This is a genomic window from Desulfoluna butyratoxydans, from assembly GCF_900699765.1.
GTDB lineage: Bacteria > Desulfobacterota > Desulfobacteria > Desulfobacterales > Desulfolunaceae > Desulfoluna > Desulfoluna butyratoxydans.
This window is the reverse complement of the sequence record NZ_CAADHO010000004.1, coordinates 166898-185544: the sequence shown is the minus strand read 5'-3', so window position 1 is coordinate 185544 and position 18647 is coordinate 166898. Positions and strand designations below refer to the sequence as shown.

The 18647-nt window shown below is 59.2% G+C and carries 19 protein-coding genes and 1 riboswitch; of the genes, 7 read left to right on the top strand and 12 right to left on the bottom strand.

The features are described from left to right. Nucleotides 1-265: 265 nt before the first annotated feature. A complete protein-coding gene (gene gdhA / locus MSL71_RS13010; RefSeq protein WP_180140971.1) occupies nucleotides 266-1594 on the bottom strand; it encodes an NADP-specific glutamate dehydrogenase in 1329 nt (442 codons plus the stop codon). Nucleotides 1595-1853: 259 nt separating this feature from the next. After that, on the bottom strand, nucleotides 1854-2882 hold the full coding sequence (locus tag MSL71_RS13005) for a dihydroorotate dehydrogenase-like protein (protein ID WP_180140969.1): 1029 nt from the start codon (nucleotides 2880-2882) through the stop codon (nucleotides 1854-1856). A 502-nt stretch (nucleotides 2883-3384) separates the two neighbouring features. Between MSL71_RS13005 and MSL71_RS13000 the strand changes: the two genes are divergently transcribed. The 3 genes from MSL71_RS13000 (at nucleotide 3385) to thiE (ending at nucleotide 7004) form a co-directional block, all read left to right on the top strand. Continuing rightward, entirely contained in the window at nucleotides 3385-5082 is a 1698-nt protein-coding gene (locus tag MSL71_RS13000) for an alkaline phosphatase family protein (RefSeq protein WP_180140967.1), read from the top strand. Between the two features lie 290 nt (nucleotides 5083-5372). Then, nucleotides 5373-5464: riboswitch (TPP riboswitch) on the top strand. Between the two features lie 77 nt (nucleotides 5465-5541). Continuing rightward, entirely contained in the window at nucleotides 5542-6375 is an 834-nt protein-coding gene (gene thiM, locus MSL71_RS12995; protein WP_180140966.1) for a hydroxyethylthiazole kinase, read from the top strand. Beyond that, complete coding sequence (thiE, locus tag MSL71_RS12990; RefSeq protein WP_180140965.1) at nucleotides 6372-7004, top strand: thiamine phosphate synthase; 633 nt, start codon at nucleotides 6372-6374, stop codon at nucleotides 7002-7004. The genes thiM and thiE overlap by 4 nt, the downstream gene beginning before the upstream one ends. 116 nt (nucleotides 7005-7120) lie before the next feature. Here the strand turns inward: thiE and MSL71_RS12985 are convergent, their stop codons facing one another. The 3 genes from MSL71_RS12985 to MSL71_RS12975 are packed head-to-tail and all read right to left on the bottom strand — an operon-like array spanning nucleotide 7121 to nucleotide 9469. Next, entirely contained in the window at nucleotides 7121-7306 is a 186-nt protein-coding gene (locus MSL71_RS12985) for a hypothetical protein (protein WP_180140964.1), read from the bottom strand. Beyond that, nucleotides 7303-7806, bottom strand: coding sequence for a hypothetical protein (locus MSL71_RS12980; protein ID WP_180140963.1), 504 nt, complete (start codon nucleotides 7804-7806; stop codon nucleotides 7303-7305). The genes MSL71_RS12985 and MSL71_RS12980 overlap by 4 nt, the downstream gene beginning before the upstream one ends. Before the next feature lie 34 nt (nucleotides 7807-7840). Next, complete coding sequence (locus MSL71_RS12975; RefSeq protein ID WP_180140962.1) at nucleotides 7841-9469, bottom strand: sigma-54 interaction domain-containing protein; 1629 nt, start codon at nucleotides 9467-9469, stop codon at nucleotides 7841-7843. A gap of 203 nt (nucleotides 9470-9672) precedes the next feature. On the opposite strand from MSL71_RS12975, the gene MSL71_RS12970 reads away from it, so the two are divergent. The 3 genes from MSL71_RS12970 to MSL71_RS12960 all read left to right on the top strand — a co-directional run bounded on the left by MSL71_RS12970 (nucleotide 9673) and on the right by MSL71_RS12960 (nucleotide 12940). Further along, on the top strand, nucleotides 9673-11475 hold the full coding sequence (locus tag MSL71_RS12970) for an acyl-CoA dehydrogenase family protein (protein WP_180140960.1): 1803 nt from the start codon (nucleotides 9673-9675) through the stop codon (nucleotides 11473-11475). 44 nt (nucleotides 11476-11519) lie between these two features. Then, nucleotides 11520-12263: an enoyl-CoA hydratase/isomerase family protein gene (locus tag MSL71_RS12965; protein ID WP_180140958.1), complete on the top strand. Its 744-nt coding sequence runs from the start codon at nucleotides 11520-11522 to the stop codon at nucleotides 12261-12263. Nucleotides 12264-12532: 269 nt separating this feature from the next. After that, entirely contained in the window at nucleotides 12533-12940 is a 408-nt protein-coding gene (locus MSL71_RS12960) for a hotdog fold domain-containing protein (RefSeq protein ID WP_180140956.1), read from the top strand. A gap of 180 nt (nucleotides 12941-13120) precedes the next feature. Here the strand turns inward: MSL71_RS12960 and MSL71_RS12955 are convergent, their stop codons facing one another. The 7 genes from MSL71_RS12955 to MSL71_RS12925 form a co-directional block, all read right to left on the bottom strand. Continuing rightward, nucleotides 13121-13489: a (2Fe-2S) ferredoxin domain-containing protein gene (locus MSL71_RS12955; protein WP_180140954.1), complete on the bottom strand. Its 369-nt coding sequence runs from the start codon at nucleotides 13487-13489 to the stop codon at nucleotides 13121-13123. 104 nt (nucleotides 13490-13593) lie between these two features. Then, a complete protein-coding gene (locus MSL71_RS12950) occupies nucleotides 13594-14154 on the bottom strand; it encodes an ATP-binding protein (protein ID WP_180140952.1) in 561 nt (186 codons plus the stop codon). Next, entirely contained in the window at nucleotides 14151-14921 is a 771-nt protein-coding gene (locus MSL71_RS12945; RefSeq protein ID WP_180140950.1) for a PHP domain-containing protein, read from the bottom strand. The genes MSL71_RS12950 and MSL71_RS12945 overlap by 4 nt, the downstream gene beginning before the upstream one ends. Continuing rightward, nucleotides 14918-15259, bottom strand: a complete 342-nt coding sequence (locus tag MSL71_RS12940) for a DRTGG domain-containing protein (protein WP_180140948.1) — start codon at nucleotides 15257-15259, stop codon at nucleotides 14918-14920. The genes MSL71_RS12945 and MSL71_RS12940 overlap by 4 nt, the downstream gene beginning before the upstream one ends. Next, nucleotides 15237-16613, bottom strand: coding sequence for a [Fe-Fe] hydrogenase large subunit C-terminal domain-containing protein (locus MSL71_RS12935; RefSeq protein ID WP_180140945.1), 1377 nt, complete (start codon nucleotides 16611-16613; stop codon nucleotides 15237-15239). Before MSL71_RS12935 ends, MSL71_RS12940 begins: the two co-directional genes overlap by 23 nt. Then, nucleotides 16610-17044, bottom strand: a complete 435-nt coding sequence (locus MSL71_RS12930; protein WP_180140943.1) for an ATP-binding protein — start codon at nucleotides 17042-17044, stop codon at nucleotides 16610-16612. The genes MSL71_RS12935 and MSL71_RS12930 overlap by 4 nt, the downstream gene beginning before the upstream one ends. Before the next feature lie 213 nt (nucleotides 17045-17257). Next, nucleotides 17258-17611 (bottom strand): DRTGG domain-containing protein, encoded by a 354-nt coding sequence (locus tag MSL71_RS12925; RefSeq protein WP_180140941.1) that lies wholly within the window; start codon nucleotides 17609-17611, stop codon nucleotides 17258-17260. Nucleotides 17612-18065: 454 nt separating this feature from the next. Here MSL71_RS12925 and MSL71_RS12920 point away from each other — a divergent pair, with 454 nt between their 5' ends. Further along, the gene (locus MSL71_RS12920) at nucleotides 18066-18560 is read left to right on the top strand and encodes an NADH-quinone oxidoreductase subunit NuoE family protein (protein WP_180140939.1); all 495 of its coding nucleotides are present in this window, start codon (nucleotides 18066-18068) and stop codon (nucleotides 18558-18560) included. The last annotated feature ends 87 nt before the right edge of the window (nucleotides 18561-18647 follow it).

The following is an 18647-nucleotide window of genomic DNA, read 5'->3' as shown; positions in this document are numbered from 1 at the left end:
CCCCCTGCGGCCACCTGGCAACACAAGGGGGGATGAACGGGGGTACGGACCGCCGAAGAGACAGACACGGTCAACGGGCGGGGTGCGGTGAAACGAACAACAGGAAGACAGGACAGGGGGTAGCGCATGGTGCGAAAAAACCGGCAGGCTTCCCTTGGTCGCCGACGTCCGCACCATCCGCCATCATGTCAGAGGTGTATCGATGAAACGGATGCCCGCCCTCGGCCGCAGGCCGCGGCCCAACGGGCGTCCGCTTGGCAAGGGGCTACACAACCCCCTGGTCTATCATGGCATCCACCACCTTGATAAAACCGGCGATGTTGGCCCCGGCCACATAGTTACCGGGCATGCCGTACTGTTCGGCCGCATTCAGGCAAGTGGCATGGATGTTCTGCATGATCCCCTTGAGTCGCCGGTCCACCTCCTCACGGCTCCAGGAGAGACGCATGCTGTTCTGGCTCATCTCAAGGCCCGAGGTGGCCACCCCGCCCGCGTTGGCCGCCTTGGCAGGGGCAAAGAGGATGTTGTTGTCTTTGAAATAGTGGACCGCCTCCAGGGTGCAGGGCATGTTGGCCACCTCCACCACGGCACGACACCCGTTTTTCACCAGGGTTTCGGCGTCCGCGCGGTCCAGCTCGTTTTCCAGGGCCGTGGGCATGGCCACGTCACAGGGAACCTCCCAGGGGCGCCTATCCGGGACCCACTCACAGCCGAACCTGTCGGCGTAATCCTTGGCGGGCCGCCTATAAACGGTCCACAGGTCGGCCATGTAGGCGAGTTTTTCACCCTTGATCCCCTCGGGATCATGGACGTAGCCGTCCTCGTCAGCGATTGTCACCACCTTACCGCCCAGTTCATTGACCTTCTCGATGGCATAGGTCCCGACGTTACCGTATCCTGAGATGGCAACGGTCTTGCCTTCCATGGTCTCGTTTGTGAGCTTGAGCATCTCTTCAAGGAAATAGACGGCGCCGTATCCCGTGGCCTCGGGCCGGACCAGGCTGCCGCCCCAGTTGAGGGCCTTGCCGGTGAGCACGCCGGTAAATTCATTGGTCAGCTTCTTGTACATGCCGAACAGGTAGCCGACCTCCCGGGCGCCCACGCCGACATCCCCTGCCGGCACGTCGGTGTTGGGGCCGATGTGGCGAAAAAGCTCGGCCATGAAGCTCTGGCAGAACCGCATCACCTCGTTGTCCGATTTTCCTTTGGGGTCAAAGTCGGATCCGGCCTTGCCTCCGCCCATGGGCAGGGTGGTCAGGGCATTTTTAAACACCTGCTCAAAGGCCAGGAACTTCAGTATCCCGAGGTTCACCGAGGGATGAAACCGGCACCCGCCCTTGTACGGCCCGATGGCGCTGTTCATCTGAACACGAAAGGCACGGTTGACCTGGACCTGCCCGTCGTCGTCCACCCAGGGTACACGGAACATGATGACCCGTTCGGGCTCCACGATCCGCTCCAGGACATTGTGCCTGCGGTATTCGGGATTCTGCTCCAGAACGGGGGCCACCGACTCCACCACCTCGGTGACGGCCTGGTGGAACTCGGGTTCGTGGGGATCTCTGCTCTTTACGACCTCTAAAATGTCTGGCATATCGCATCTTCCTGCTTGATGAATAAACGAACGCATCAAAACTATGCGTCAGAATTTCGTATTGCGTATTTTTTCAATACGAAAATTCTGATCTTAGAAATGGCGTATGCCAAACAGCGCAAAGGGGTCAAGGAAAAAGGCCTCTGATGGGAGCAGGTTGCCGCAACCACGGGGAATATGTAGAAATCTAAAATCGTGCCAAACCAAATGGGAGCCTGCCGGACACCCTTTCCTTGTTTTTTCGTGACGTTCAGCCCTTTTATTTCACGGTCAGTCTTTTTTTGTCCGCATAGTACTTCATAAACTGAGCCCGCTCGTAAACCGACGGATCGCTGCTCTTCTCCTGGGAGAGGCGGCCCCTGAAGTCGGCAATGGTCTGGATCCCCTTGCTGCCCATCCACGTCTCCAGCTCCTCGATCATCACCCCCAGGTGCTTGACCCCGTTCTTGTAGAGGGTCGAGACCACCTGCACCACGTCCGCACCGGCCAGGATCTGCTTGACCACCCCGGCACCGTCATGGACGCCGGTGGAGGCCACCAGGGCGCAGTCCACCTTTTCAGCCATGATGGCGACCCAGCGAAGGGACAGGGCCATCTCCGCAGGCGTGCTGAAGAGGTACGAAGGCACCACCTCGATTTTCTTGATATCGACATCGGGGCTGAAGAACCGGTTAAAAAGCACAAGCCCGTGGATGCCGGTCTGTGAAAGCTTCTGAATCATGGGCCCGAGGTCTGTGAAGTAGTGGGAGATCTTCAGCACCACAGGGATGGAGACGACCCCCAGAATCTTTTCGATGATCTTAAAATAGAGCTCCTCCTTGTCCTTGCGGCCCTGGCTGAACTGGGTCGGGGAAAAGAACATGTTGAGCTCCAGGGCGTCGGCCCCTGCCCTTTCCAGCTCCCGGGCAAAGGCGATCCACTCCAGTGAATCGGAATAACAGTTGATGCTGGCGATGACGGGTATGTCCACCGAGGCCTTGGACTCGCGTATCAGGGTGGTGTAGCGGTTGAGGTTGTCTTCCCGGACCTTGTACCCGTAGAACTCAATGGGGTTTTTCCTGCCGTCATAGTCAAAATACTTTACCGAGGCGTCCGCTGCCTTGGTGTCCCGGATCACCTTGTCGCTTTCAAGGTTGATCTCCTCCTGGAAAAGGGATTTCAACACCACGGCCCCTGCCCCGTTCTCCGCAAGGCGCCTGACCCCTTCCACCGTTCCGGACAATCCGGAGCTTCCCACGACAATAGGGTTCTTGATCGACATTCCCAGGTACGAGGTGGACGTATCCATGCGTCATCTCCTTAGATTTGGTGGTGATCGAACAGGAGCCGTCCCGTCCCTTAAGGCCATGGAACTCGCCCGGGAAGGGCGGCACATGTATTGGAAAAAGCGCCGCAATGAGGCGTCGGTGATGGAGCATGATGCCCCGGTGGATATGGGAGCGTGCCCTGCCGGGGACAAACGCAGGCAGAATGATGGAGAGAAACGAACAGAGGGCACGCGATGTCGGGGAAGCGCACCGTGCAGGCGCAACCATAACCCCTTTGGTTGAACAGACTTACATCTTACCCGATGCCAATTGGAGAATCAAGTTGCGGTCCTCGACCCGTCCATGGAAGCCGAAGCCCATCCGTTGACAGAAGCCGACGGCCCTGATACGAATACACCCATCGCAAACCACAACATTGTTCTCTATACAAATCAATAAATCATTGCAGACCGTGCAAAAACCCGACACCACGGCTCTTTTAACCCATCACCGGCCCCTGCCAACCGAAAAGAGGACACACCCATGAAAGCATACCGACCAGTCTATTGGATGTTGCCGCTCCTGATGCTTGCCGCAGCCACCTGGACCCATGCAAAGCCGCTCCGGGAAAAGCCAGCCCTGGTGCTTCAAATCACCGTCCATGACATGCGCGGCGATTTTCCCATGCGATACAAGGAACGCCTGGGCAAAGGGGGGCTGCGCTACCTGATGCAGCAGGGGACCCATTACACGAACGCCAGCTTTCCCCATGCCGGAACCGAGCCCACCGTGGGCCATGCAGCCCTGTTCACAGGCACCTCCCCTTCCCGCAACGGCATTGTGGCCGGAAGCTGGTTCGACCGGGACAAAGACCGCGTCATCACCAGTTGCGAGGATGACAGGTATCCCCTCATCGGAAAGGCGCCGGTTGAAGGCGAAGGCCGGGCCCCCACGCAGATGCTCGCGGCCACCGTCGGTGATGAGCTGTCAATGGCCACAAACGGCGGAACCAGAATGTTCAGCGTCTCCCTCAAGGATCAGGGCGCCATCCTCCCGGGGGGCCACACCGGCAAGGCGTTCTGGTATTCCACAACCGACGGTTCCTTTGTGAGTAGCAGCTACTACTTCACGCAGTACCCTGACTGGGTTGCGCAATGGAACGCGAAAAAACACGCCGACACCTACAAAAGCAGATCGTGGCAGCTTCTTCACGCCCCATCCACCTACCTCTTCGGTGCAAATGACAGGCGCCCCTTTGAAGTGGACATGTTCGGCCTGGGCACGACCTTTCCGCACCCGGTCAACGCAGATCCCACGCTTTTCTACGCCACCCTGGCCGCCACCCCCTTCGGGGACGAGCTGACAGCGGAGTTTGCCAAAGCCCTGATCAGGGAAGAAAAACTGGGAAAAGGGCCCCGCACCGACTTTCTGGCCGTGGGCTTTTCAGCCACCGATAGCATCGGGCGCCTCTTCGGCGCCTCCAGCCTTGAGGTGGAAGACACCATCCTCCGGGTCGACAAGCTGCTGGCCGACCTGTTCCGATACGTTGACAAGGAAATCGGCCTGGACCGGACACTCGTTGTCCTCTCATCCAACCACGGCATGTGCGAGACACCCCAGCACCTGGCAAGCCTCGGCTTTGACGTGGGATGTCTGCCCTCCGGTTCCGTGCTCCGGGATACCCTGGCCAAGGCCCTGAACAGGCGGTTGGATGTCCCCGAATCAGTCGTCCGGCTCTACGACCACCCGTACGTCTATCTCAACGAAAAGGAGATCGCAAAAACCGGAGTCAGCCTTGCCCGGGTGGAGGCAACGGCCGCCGAAGAGATCGTGAGCATCCCGGGCATTGCCGGAGCTCTGACCCGCACAGACCTTCTTAAAGGGACCGTGGCCCCTACCCCGACCAACATGGCGATCCTCGACAGTTTCCATGCCGGTCGCTCCGGCAACATCCACGTCATCGCTGCGCCATCCACTTACGTTACCGGCAAAACGCCCTCCGCTTTGCCCCAGGGGGACGACACCTATGTTCCCCTCTTTTTCGCAGGCTGGGGCATCCCCGCACAACGCATCACGCGGCCCGTCACCCCGTACGATATCGCCCCGACCCTTGCGAGTATCCTTGAAATCAAGGCCCCCTCGGGCGCTGAAGGGATTCCCCTGGCAGAGGTGCTGAAAGAGAATGCCCCCGCTGAAAACTGGGTCACGGCAAGCCGCACCGCACTGCCTGCCATGAGATAAGGCAGGGTGAACGCATTTAGATTTTTGCCTCCGGCGGCCCTGCCGGGGGCAAAACGTTTGAAAGGTTTGACAAACAGGTTTTGTTTTTTGAAGATGCGTCACAACAGAGCACAGCCCCCCTTCTTTATTTAATTACCGCAACGTTTTTGCAGAGCTTTTTTCAAAAAGCGCCCCGCCGGAGGCAACTGATTTTTTAAATGCGTTGACCCTGTGAGATAAGGGCGAATGTGTTGACAACCTTGCCTGACCACCCTATACAAACTGCATCACACGATGCGGCTTTCCACAAGCCGTACACGCAGGGGTGGCTTAAGGCCTGAGATCATACCCGTTGAACCTGATCCGGATCATGCCGGCGAAGGGAATTGCGAAGCGCATCGATCTTTTTTTTGGGGGCAATCGCCCCCCTTTCAAGCCCTCCTCAGCCGTTTTTCAACCAATGCATAAGGATTTAGGATTGTGAACGACCTTGCCCTAAAAGCAGCTGAGAACCTATCAAAAATCAGGGAATCCAACCCCCTTGTCCACAACATCACCAACTACGTGGTGATGAACTACACGGCCAACGCCCTCCTTTCCCTGGGTGCCTCGCCGGTGATGGCCCATGCGGAAAACGAGGTGGAGGAGATGGCCTCCTTTGCCGGAGCCCTGGTCCTCAACATCGGCACCTTGAGTGACCCGTGGATCCGGGCGATGGTCTCTGCCGGTGCCAGGGCCCGATCCCTGGGCACGCCGGTGATTTTAGACCCCGTGGGCTCCGGAGCCACCGCCTTGAGGACCCGCACCGCCACCCGCCTCATCTGGGAAGCGGGGGTCACCCTTATCCGTGGCAACGCCTCGGAGATCCTCTCCCTGCAGCAGGCAGGCTCCCGGACCCGCGGCGTGGATGCCGTGGACACCGTTGAAGAGGCCGCAGCCATGGCCTCGGCCCTGGCAACGGAGCTGGGTGCCACCATCGCCATCACCGGTCCGGAGGACATCGTCACCGACGGCGCACGCACGGCAAAGATCCGGGGCGGCCACCCCCTCATGGCACGGGTCACGGGAACGGGCTGCACGGCTACGGCCATTACCGGGGCCTTTGCGGCCGTGGACCCCGACCCCTTTACCGCGGCCTGCTCTGCCCTGGCCTTCTTCGGAATGGCCGGGCAAAAAGCCGCCGAAAACACCTCGGCACCGGGAAGCTTTATGATCGCCCTTCTGGACGCCCTCTACACCCTCACCCCCGAGGAGCTGCACACCGGATGCGCCATGGATGTCATTGGCTCTGGCCCAAAGGAACAGCGCCCATGAGCCGCCCTTCAACCGTGGACTACACCCTGTACCTGGTGACGGACCGAAGCCTCTCCAGAGGACGCAGCACCCTGGAGGTCGTACGCAGTGCTGTCTCCGGGGGCGTCACCTGCGTCCAGCTGCGGGAAAAAGAGGCCTCCACCCGAACCTTCATTGAGGAGGCCCGCGCCATCAAGGTATTGCTGGATGATAAAGGGATCCCCCTGATCATCAACGACAGGGTGGATGTGGCCCTGGCCGTGGGCGCCGCCGGTGTCCACCTGGGACAGAGCGACATGCACATCCGCGATGCCAGGCGACTTCTGCCCCCGGAGGCCCTCATCGGGATCTCCGCGGAATCCCTGGAGGATGCCCTGGCCGCAGAGCGCGGGGGAGCAGACTACATTGGCGTCAGCCCTGTGTTTGCCACCCCTACGAAAACCGACACCGCCCTGCCCCTGGGCCTTGACGGGGTGAGGAAAATCCGTTCTGCGGTGGGCATCCCCGTTGTCGGCATCGGGGGCATCGGCCTTGCCAACGCAGCCGAGGTGATGATGGCAGGGGCCGACGGCATCGCCGTGGTCTCTGCCATCGTGGCCGCAGACGATCCACAAAAGGCCGCAAAAGCCCTTAAAAAAAAGATTGGGTAAAACGGGGCATGAGATGAGCCACCTCAGGAGGGGGCGTACGGCTGGGCTGAGGGTAAAACGAGGATCAAGACCGAGAGTAACTATTCAGCTTATGCCTCCGGCGGCCCTGCCGGGGGCTAAACGTTTAAATAGTTTTTGCGGGGGTCCGAGTTCACCAGGTCCACCTGGATGGTCTCATCCATTTGATGCACGTCCACAAGACCTGCACGGATAAATTTCTCCTCGATCCCGTTTGCGTGGGCCACGCCCGCGGCCCACAGCATCACCATGCTGAACAGCACATATTTTTTCAAAACGATCATCCGGCCCCCTTACCACGGGCGGTAACGGCCACGCGCAGCCCCATGAGCCCAAGGGCCAGGCACCAGACCGTCACCCAGAAATCAGCCTCCACGGTCCATCGCCAGTCCCCGCGGTCCTTGTGAACAGTATAGGAGGTTTCAACCCTTTTCCCCCGGGTATACCCCGTATAATCCAGATACGAATCCACATCGATAAAGCACAGCTGGCCGGTCTCGGTGGTCCCCCACACGGTATACGACTGCCGGGAGGGAGACGCCATGGTGGAAAACCGGGTCCCCCCGCTTCCCCCGGGCCTTCCCGGTTCATACAGCGACATGGTCAAGGTGATGGTCACCGGCCCTTCACCCCGGCAACGGCCTTTGTCGTAGCAGGCATACACCACAAGAAAAAAAAGGGGGATCAAAACCACCCCCACATACCCCAGGATAAACACACGCTGACTCTGCCACACCGGTGCAGGCACCTTCCCGGCTTCCACGTCCATCATTTCCTCTACCACCTGATCCCTCTCCCCCATGACCTTTTGTTCCCTATCACCTTTTTCCCCTATTTCCCCTATTTCCCCTATCACCTGTTTTCCCTGTTTCCCCTGCCTTATCAATCTTCTTCCTCACCCCCACCCCCAGTTTCTTCATGCGACTCCTCAGGGTGGACGGGTTCATCCCCAAAAGCTCGGCGGCGCCCCCCGGTCCTTCCACCTTGCACCGGGAAAGGGACAGGGCCGCGTGGATGTGATTTCTCACGGCCTCATCCATGGACGGAAACCCTTCCACGGCGTTGTCCGGCAGACGGGTCTCGGACAAGGAAGCCCTTGGCTCCCAGACAAGGTTGTCAAAGGAGAGATGGCGGCCCCTGCCGACGATGAGGGCCCTCTCGATGACGTTCTGGAGCTCACGAATATTGCCGGGCCAGTCGTAGGCGGTGAGCTGGCGAACCGCCGATTCGGTAAGCCCGGGCGCTGGTTCCATGTTCAGCTCCCGGGACTTGCGGGCAACAAAGCAGGTGGCCAGCTCGGGGATATCCTGTTTCCTGGCCCTCAATGGCGGCACCCGGATGGGAAAGACGTTGAGGCGGAACCAGAGGTCCTCACGGAATCTCTTCTCCTTGACCATGGCAAAAAGGTCCCGATTGGTGGCCACCACCACGCGCACATCCACGGAGACGGGCCAGCTGCCCCCCACCCGGTTGAACTCCAGGGTCTGGAGCACCCTCAGGAGCTTGACCTGGGCGGCGGGAGGAAGCTCGCCGATCTCATCTAAAAAAATGGTGCCGCCGTCGGCCTGCTCAAAATAGCCCCGCTTCAGGCGGGTGGCACCGGTAAAGGCCCCTTTTTCATGGCCAAAGAGTTCGCTGTCCAGAAGGCCTTCGGCAATGGCCCCGCAGTTCACCCGGACCATGGGGCCCCTGCTGCGCCCGGAGGCCCGGTGGATGGCGTTGGCCACCACCTCTTTTCCGGTACCGGTCTCCCCCAGGATCAGCACCGGGCTGTCCAGGGCCGCCACCTGGTTCACCATGGCCGAAACCTCCCGGAGCCCGGAGTCCACCCCGATCACCTGGCCGTCCCCGTTATGCCCCAGGCGATGCTCCAGCTGCTTTTTTTCCGATGAGAGACGCTCGTTCTCGCACACCAGGTCCCTGTGGTGCAGAAGGTTCAGCACCGCACCGATAAGGGGACGCCGGATAAGCTTCATCAGGGCGACGTCCCTTGCCCCGTAGGCATGGTCACCACCCACCACCATACCAAACCCACCCACCAGGGGCGGCACGATATCAAACCCCATGGTCACCACGGAAAAATCATTCTTACGCGAATAGAGAGGCTTTTCCACATGACTGAGGAAATGGGCGTGGATGCTCCTGAGCATAGGGCTGTCCGCACTCTCCAAGATCCGAACCACCCCGTGGGCCTGGTCCCTGATCTCCTTGAAGTGATCCCAGGAGAGCTGGATGTGCTCGTCGATGAGCCTGCCGCGCTTCACCGTGGCTTCGGCGAGGTACCGCATGGTCTGGGCCGAGGTGTCCAGTACAAAGACATGGACCAGATCCAGGGGCAAAAACTCTTTGAGTAAAAGAAGGGTTTCATGGAGCGACTTGTCGATCTCAAGGCTGCTGTAGAGGCACTGGGTGATGTCCCGTACCAGCCTGCTCTCGTCCTGTGTCATGGGCTCTCCCGCGAAATACAGTGGATAGTCTAAATACCACCGAAAAGAACTACTACATATCGCGGATATTCACCAGAAACAATCGCAAGGGGCCCGGAAAGAGGGCCTCGCTGAAATGGCATGCAAGTTGCTGATCACAAAAGCACCATCTTCTTGCTACGTTGACCATAGAAGGCTGTTTTTTATGAGCTGAAAGGATGATCATGGCGAACAAATTCGTGAGTATGCGCAACCTGAAATTCACCCTCCACGAGGTTGTGGGCACCGACGCCCCGGCCACGGGGACCTCAGCAAACGGTCACACCCGAAAATCCATGGACATGGTCCTGGATGCGGCCTTTGACTTTGCCAAGAAGGCCCTGCACCCCATCTTCGAGGAGATGGACAGGAACCCGCCGGAGCTTGTGGACGGCACCGTGGCCGTGCACCGGGATGTCCGCGCCATATTGGAGACCCTTGGGAAAGACGGCTGGATTTCAGCGACCTTTCCCCAGAAGTGGGGCGGAGAGGACATGCCAGCAAGCCTTTTGCACGCCGTGTACTTCATCTTTGCGTCTGCAAACTACTCGGCATCCGTCTACTCCGGGCTCACCATGGGGGCCGCCAACCTGATCCTCACCTTTGGCTCGGATGAGCTGCGCAACCAGTTTCTTCCCCCCATGCTGGAGGGAAAATGGCAGGGCACCATGGCCCTCACCGAGCCTGAAGCCGGCTCTTCCCTGGGGGACCTCACCACCAGCGCCACTCCCATGTCCGACGGCACCTATCGAATCAAGGGGGAGAAAATCTTTATCTCCGCAGGGGACCACGACGCGGTGGACAATGTGGTGCACCTCATGCTGGCCCGCATGGACGGGGCTCCGGCAGGGGTCAAAGGGATCTCCCTGTTTGCCGTGCCCAAGCTGAGACAAAACAGGGACGGGGAACTCACGTCCAACGACGTCACCGTCACCCAGGTCTTCCACAAAATGGGGTACCGGGGGGCTCCCATCACCGCCCTTGCCTTGGGCGACCGGGACGACTGCACGGGCTACCTGGTGGGCGAGCCCAACCGGGGCCTCTCCTATATGTTCCAGATGATGAACGGCGCCCGCCTGGAGGTGGGCATGGGGGCCACAGCCATTGCCACGGCAGCCTACCACGCAGCCCTGGACTACGCCAAAAATCGAAAACAGGGCCGCCGAATCACCGACGGCCCCGGTGGGGCGCCGGTCCCCATCATCGAGCATCAGGATGTCAAGCGCATGCTCTTGTTCCAGCGGGCCATCTCCGAAGGTGCCCTCTGCCTCATCCTTCAGTGCAGCAGATACGAGGAACGCATGCACACCGGGCCTGAAGAAGAGAGAGCAGACCACAAGCTGCTTTTGGAGCTGCTCACCCCGGTGGCCAAGACCTTCCCCTCTGAACTGGGGATCCACTCCACCAGTGCCAGCATTCAGTGCTTCGGAGGGTACGGGTACTGCGAAGACTTTCCCGTGGAGCAGCACTTTCGAGACATGCGCATCCACGCCATCCACGAAGGCACCACCGGCATCCAGGGCATGGACCTTTTGGGCAGGAAGGTGATGATGAAAAACGGAAAAGCCCTTCAACTGCTGGATCGGGAGATGGAAGCCACCATGGAACAGGCCAAGGCCTGCCCGGAACTCCTCGACCATGTCCAGGCCCTCTCCGACGCCAAAAAGGCCCTGGCCACCACCACCATGGGCCTGGGCAGCGTGGCCATGGAAAAGGGGCCCGAGGCCTTCCTTGCCAACGCCACCGTCTACCTCGAACTCTTCGGGTACGTCGCCGTGGCATGGCAGTGGCTGGCCCAGATGACCGTGGCTTCCCAAAAACTCTCTGAACAGAAAATCCGCACGTCGGACCGCCTCTTTTACCAGGGCAAACTGGCGGTGGGCCGCTACTACTTCACCCACGAACTGCCGAAAACAGGGCCGTTGTCCGTCACCCTCACCCGGCCACCCGTCTCCCTCGAAACAGAGACGGCCTGCTTTACAGACTGATAAAGGGTCCCCACCCCGTATCGCAACAATCGAAGGAGAACCACATGGAACCGTTTGTTTATCAAAAAGAAGGAAAAATCGGCCGCCTGACCTTTAACCGGCCTGAAAAATACAACGCCTTTGACTTAGAGACAGTGGAGGCCTTTGAGGCCTTCCTTGCCGAGCGACGGCACGACGAAGAGACCACAGTCCTTGTTCTGGACGGAGGCGAATCCAAGGGTTTTTGCGCGGGCCTGGACACCGAAGCCTATGCCCCGGAGATCTTCAAAATGACCCCGGTGAAGGCCTACGACGCCCAGGCCCGCATGAGCCGTTTGTTCCTTGCCATGCGCCGTATTCCCCAGCCCGTTATCGCCTGTGTCCACGGAGCAGCCGCTGGCATCGGGTTTTCCCTGGCCATGGCCTCAGACATCCGAATCCTTGCGGAAAACGCACGGTTTTCCGCCGCCTACATCAATATCGGCCTGGGTGGAGCAGATATGGCTTCCAGCTACTTTTTACCCCGGCTCATCGGGTCGGGAAGGGCCTACGAGTACCTTTTGACCGGAAACTGGATGGATGCCCCCACCGCCCTCTCCCTGGGCTTTGCCTCCCGTGTGGTCCCCAAAGGGGAGATGATCGACACCGCCATGGAGCTGGCCGTTGCCATGACTGAAAAAAACCCCATGGGGGTCCGCATGACCAAGGAGGCCATCAATGCCAACCTTGACTGCGCCGGGCTGGAGGCCGCCCTGCAGATGGAGGACAGGAACCAGATGATGATCGCTTACACCTACAGGATGAAATAAAAACAGGTGGTAACCATTCAGCTTGCCTCCGGCGGGTCGCTTTTTTGAAAAAAAGCTCCGCAAAAAACGAAGAGAGTGAGCAGAAAAATTAGAACGGTCAAAATCGCTGGAATTCATGCCAAAGCTATCAAGACCTGTTTGTCAAACTTTTCAAAAGTTTGCCCCCCGGCAGGGCCGCCGGAGGCATAAGCTGATTGCTGCACCCCGTCAAAAAAAAGCGGACGCAACCATGCGCCTCACATGCCTTATTAATAAGGGGAGTCAAAACGATGCAACCCTTTGACACGTCCAGCGGCGAGGTAAATCATCGGCCCCACATGGCCCACGGCCCATGCGGGTTCCGCCTGCTCTCCTGCGCAGGAGAGTCGGTCGTGGTCGCAGTCGCCCAGATACCGGAAGCCATGTGCGGCCACGGCAAACTGATCACAAGCGGTCTCCTTGTAGCCGTACTGGACGAATTGATGAACCGGACGGCCCGGGTGTATCTCGGGCCGGGCTTTACCATGAGCAACATGCGCGTTGTCTTTCCCTCTCCCCTCTTCAACACAGGCACCCTCAAAGGAGAAGGCCGTGTGACCGATCTCGGGAAACAGGGCAAGGCAGCCGTGGAAGGGATCATCTTCGACCACGGGCACGGCATGGCCGCCAGGGCAACCTCCCGGTGGGTAAGGTCATGATGGAGAAGGCGTGTTAAGGGCAATGGCCCTTTGCGTCGCTTCATCCCACAAAAAAGGCGGCACGGCCACACTGAAGCCATGCCGCCTCATCGACGGATTCTCTTGTCACTTGTCACGAGTCCGTTTGTCTCCGGCAGGGCCGCCGGAGGCAAACTCTCGTTGAAAAGCCCTTGCCGGCGGCTACATTGTCGCCATGGCAAAATCGGACTGCACCTCTCCCAGGATCACGTGGCGCTTAAACACCTGCCTCATCTTGTTGGCGTCCATGAACTGATACGCCACGGGCTGTTCCCCGTCGATCTCCACCGTGACGTTGGGCTCGCTGCTGCACATGCCCAGGCAGCCTGCGGCCATCACGCGGATGTCGCTTCGATCGCACGCGTCCATCTCTTCCATCAGGGCATCCATGACGGCCCGGGCACCGGAAGCGATGCCGCAGGTCCCCATGTGCACCGTCACAAGCACCCTGGCCTTTCCTTCACGAAGTGAAATATCCTTGGATACTTTTTCTTTGAGTGCTTTGAGGTCTGCAACAGAGAGCTTTGCCATATCAACGTCTCCTTCCCAATAGGATAATCGTAGGTAATGTAGGTCATAGGGTTCAGGTCATAGATCATTGGGGCCAGGGAACCATGCGTCCTGGCCATGGCCCGTCATCTATCATCTGCCCGTTCAGTTCTGAGGATTTCAAGTTCCTCTTCGATACCTGCTTTCAAGTGCCTGAGCACGGCGGGTTCATTTAAGGGGATCCCTTCCAGCTCCTGCCGAATGGTTCGCGTGTCAAACAGAAATTCGCGCCCATTGTACAGGTGACGATAGAGAAAATCCACCTCCGGGTACCCGGCCATGAGAACTTCCATGGTCATGGCCATATCCCCCAGGGGGGCCCGGTCGATATGATCATACACAAAGGAGCAGAAAACACGGGAGCCTTTTCCCTCCTCGGAGGCAAAGGAAAAACGCCCGTCACACCGTTCGGCCGCGGCCTGGAGCAGGGAGAGCCCCATGCCCACGCGCCGGGTGGTGCGGGAGGTAAAAAAGGGATCCGCCACCTTTGCCTGCTGCTCGGGCGAAAGACCTTTGCCGTTGTCCGAGATGGTGATGGACAGCCAGTTGTTTTCAACGTCCTCATCCACCACAAGGGTCATCAGGCTGCCCCCTGCGGCGATGCCGTTTTCCACAACGTCCAGGATGTGCAGGGAGATCTCTCTCACGCAGACCTCCACGATGACGCCACACCTTGCAGCCCTTCAAAGCCCTGCACGGCCCGCCCGGCCTCCCCGCGAAGGGCCATGGAAAGCTCGGCAAAGGCCGGTGCTTCCACGTCCAGCAGGGTGGTCCAGCGTCCCACATCCTCGGGGTAGTGGGCATCTGAGGCCGTCACCACAGGAAACCCGGCGGCCTGGGCAAGGTCAAAGCCCCCGTGAATGCCGGGCAGGGTCACCTCCACGGCGTCCGGGGCAAGGTCGGGGGGCATGAACCCCAACTGGGAAATAACAGAAAAACTGGGCCGATCGATGTGGGCACAGATCACCAGGCCGCCTGAATGTCTTACCGCTTCCGCCACCTCGCTTACCCCCTGGTCCAGGGCGCCCATGAGTAAATCGGTGCACTCGCCGATAAACCGGCCCTCGGCGTCGGCTTCGATCTGATACCCGAACACCTCCGGGGTGTTGGTCCCCGACAGGTGGGCATCCAGATACCCCTGGAACCCGCAGGCCTCTTCAAGGCCTTCAAACAAAGCCACCACATGAACCTCTTCGGCCGTGCAGATCTCGCAGCCGGGAAGCACGCAGAGTTTTTTTCCCCGGGCAGCCTCCATCACGGCGGCGCAATTGCCCGTGCTGTTGTGATCGCAGATGGCGATGAGGTCGAGCCCCGCCCGTAATGCCCTGTCCACCACCCGCTTGGGATCCATGGAGAGATCGCCGCAGGGCGACAGGCAGGTGTGGATATGCAGGTCGGCGGTTACGCGCCTCATGGGCAGCCGAGCCCTTCGCTGTAAAGTTGTCCGGCAAGCTCGTAGGCATTGCCCTTCCAGGTGAGAAGCGGGATGCCTTCGGCTTCGGCCTTGGCACAGGTCTCTTTGTCGGGAGCATTTCCCGAGGCGATGACCACCGCCGCAAACTCACGGAGAACAGCCACGGCCACGATGTTCTGGTGCCCCTGCACGGTGATCCAGACCGAAGCCTGGCCAGCGTGGGCGATCACTTCACTTAACAGGTCGCCGCAATATCCGAACCGAACCTCCCGGTCCAACCCTTTTTCTCCGGCTGCAACTTCCAGGCCGTATCGTTCAACCAAGTCCCTGACACGCATGCCCGCACTCCTTGCTGTTGATAAATGTCATCACCTGCTCGCCTGTCATGCCCCTGGCCCGAAGCAGCAGGCAGGCATCCACGGGCACTTCACCACGCACCACGTCCTCGGCAAAGGTGCGGCAGTCCGGGGCGCCGCAGGCAGCGCAGTCCCGGCCGTTGATCAGCTGGATCAACCCGTCGATCTTTCGCATCTCCTCAATGGTAAAGGGGGTACCGGTAAACCCGTCCCCTTCGCTCCCCTTCTGCTCCGAACGCTTGGAAAAAAACCACTCTTTTTCGTAGAGCCTGTTGATGCGATCCCGGTTGAGGCGCTTGCCCGTACCCAGAAGGTTAATCATCCGGAGGCTGGCGCTCTTGGCCAGGTATTTGTCGATGGCTGTCAGTGCACCGCCGATGCACCCTTCGGTGCAGGCGCGAAGCTCGATGTACTCCGTGTCGCGAAACAGGCCCATCTCAATTTTCTCAAGCATGCTCACAGTCTCTTCCAGCCCGGAGACAGACAGGGATTTTTCGATATCCGAGGCCACGGTCTCCCCCCCGCTCATGCCCCAGAGAAGGCCGTCGCCGGAGGTGCACTGCTCGAATTCGTAACTGGCAAAGGCCATGGGGATGGCCTCGATGTTTCGCACATGTTCCACCTCTTTTGCCAGTCGGGAATAGATATCACAGATACCCATAGCGTATGGGCCGTCATTGGTAAAGCTCTGATCCGGCAACGCGGGGTCGTCCCCCTTTTTCGTGGGGCAGGGGTTGATGTAGACCATGTTGATGAATCCCTCGTTGACCCCGTAGTGCTTGCTCAGGATGCGGGTCACCTTTTTGGCCATGATGGCCACGGGGCGCTTGATGGGATGGATGTGGGGGATCAGGCTCGGAAAGCGGGCGTGGATCAGGCGCAGCACCACGGGGCAGACAGGCGAAATCAGGGGCCAGGGAGCCTCGCCGGTGCGCCGGTTCTGGCGGACAAACTCTTCGGTGGCGAACTGGAACATCTCGAAAAAATAGGACATGTCCACGGTGTGGTGAAACCCGAGGCGCTTGAGGCCCTTTAAGATATCTTTGGGGAGGACGCCGGGAAACTGGGCGTAGAGGATGGGTGTCACAAGGGCCACGGAGATGTGGCTCTTTTTCAGTCTCGCCAGCTCGGTGGTGGCGGCACGGACGGCGCCCATGGGGCAGATCCTCAGGCAGTTGCCGCACCCGATGCACGCCTCCTGCTTGTGCACGACCTTGCCGTTCCGGACGCGCAGGGCCTTGGTGGGGCAGCCCCTGACGCACCGCGTGCACCCGTCGCACAACGTCGCATCAAAGCTGACGTAGCAACCCGCGGCCCCGGCATGTTCGGTGCTCATGGTTCTCCTCCGCCGACGGTGAACCGCATGGTCACGGCCGTCCCCCGGCCGGGCACGGAGTCCACCACAATGTCGTCGGAGTTTCGCTTCATGTTGGGCAACCCCATGCCGGCGCCAAATCCCATTTCGCGAAAGGCGTCGCTGGCCGTGGAGTATCCCTCCTGCATGGCCAGCTCGGTATTTTCGATCCCCGGCCCCGAGTCTTCCACATCCAGCCGGATCTCCTGGGGCGAAATCACAACCTTCAGCACCCCGTCTCCCCCGTGCATCACCAGGTTCATCTCCGCCTCATACCCGCAGATGGAGACCCGCCTGACCAGCTCCGGGCGGAAATTCAGAGACTTCAACGTGTTCTTCACATGGATGGACGCTTCACCGGCGTGGTTGAAATCCCCGTACCGCACCGCATAGGTCCGTCTGAGTCGATTCATAGTTGCATAACTCCAAAAAAGCCTTCATCTATGACACACCCTCGAAAACACATGCGGGGACGGCCCATCCCGCCTTTCCCAGGCAGGCCCGGCCCCTGTTGCAAACACTGTAGCCCGAATATTTCATGAGAACACGACCCTATCAAGTCAATACGAGATCATTACAAGCTGTTACCCGGAAAAATTCAGGCGTTTGAAATATCCGGCGCAGACCTATCGTTCCCCGTTGTGCCCCGCCATGCCGCTTGAGTAGAGCCTGCCGCAGGCCACAAACATGGAAAGCCGGGTGATCATCAAAGGGATCTCCTCTTTGCGCGCCAGGGCCACCACATCTCCTGCGGGCTGCTTTCCCCGCACGAACACGAGTCCCCCCACGCCGGACACGGCGGCGGTGCGCACGGCCTGCTTCGTGGGCAGGCCCGTCAGCACGACGCCCCCGTCCGCAAAATAGGCCAGGATGTCGCTCATGAGGTCACTGCCCCGGCAAATCTCAAACTCCCTGTCCAGATGCTGCTCGCCCGAAAGCAGTGTCGCATCCAGCACATCGACGATATCGGCAAGTTTCATTGTTCGACCCCGGTTGATCTGTCTTGGGCGACACCCCGATAAACCGGGATGTCCATGTTAAACGCCGTTTCATCTTGAAACAGCAGTCAAGTCCAGGCAGGCAGAGGGAAGACAAGAGGCCCCCCGGCATCTCAATCGGATCATTCACAAACAGAACAAAAAAGAAGGACGGTCAGGCGCAAGAGGTCCGGAAGAATGACCTTTCATCCTATATTTCATTGACCTACCACTGTCAATGGAAAGTAATTCCCCGGAAGGTATTCAATTTCTAATGCCAATTCCAATTTTCCCTTGCATTCTCCTCGACAAGCAATTATTCATCTTTAATGATACATAATAAATGACATTGGACGCCCTAAACAGCGTTCATGCCGTAAACCACAGTCACCATACGACAACCTTACTAAATCACACGTAATCGAAGAGCACGGTTCTTCGGCTTGGAGACTTGCCCATGGCTATGGATCACCATCCCGAGCATCCGGATATCACCGCTGAGATGTGGACCCGCATCGACACCATCCTTGATGAGAACAGCCCCGTTCCCGGTTCGCTTATCACCGTCCTGCGCCTCTGCCAGGACACCGTAGGCTACCTTCCACCCATCCTTCTTGATTACATTGCCCAGGGCCTGGGCCTGGCATCAAGCCAGGTTTTCGGTGTGGCCACGTTTTACTCTCTTTTCTCCCTGAAACCCAAAGGGCGAAACATCATCAAAGCCTGCACCGGCACAGCATGTTATGTCAAAGGCATCAAGGAGGTCATGAACCATATCGGCAACAAATACGGCGTCTCCGAAGGAGAGACCATGGAAGACCGCCGTTTCACCCTGGAGGGTGTCCGCTGCCTGGGTGCCTGCGGCCTGGCCCCTGTCATGATCGTCAATGAGGACATTCACGGCAACGTTGACCCCAAAGATGTCACGGGAATCTTGGAGGAATACAAGTAACCGTATCGCGTCGGACGGCCTGGCCGGGCAGCCCCTGCCGCGGACAGGCCAGTGAACACAAACTGCATGACGCCCATGTCATCCATA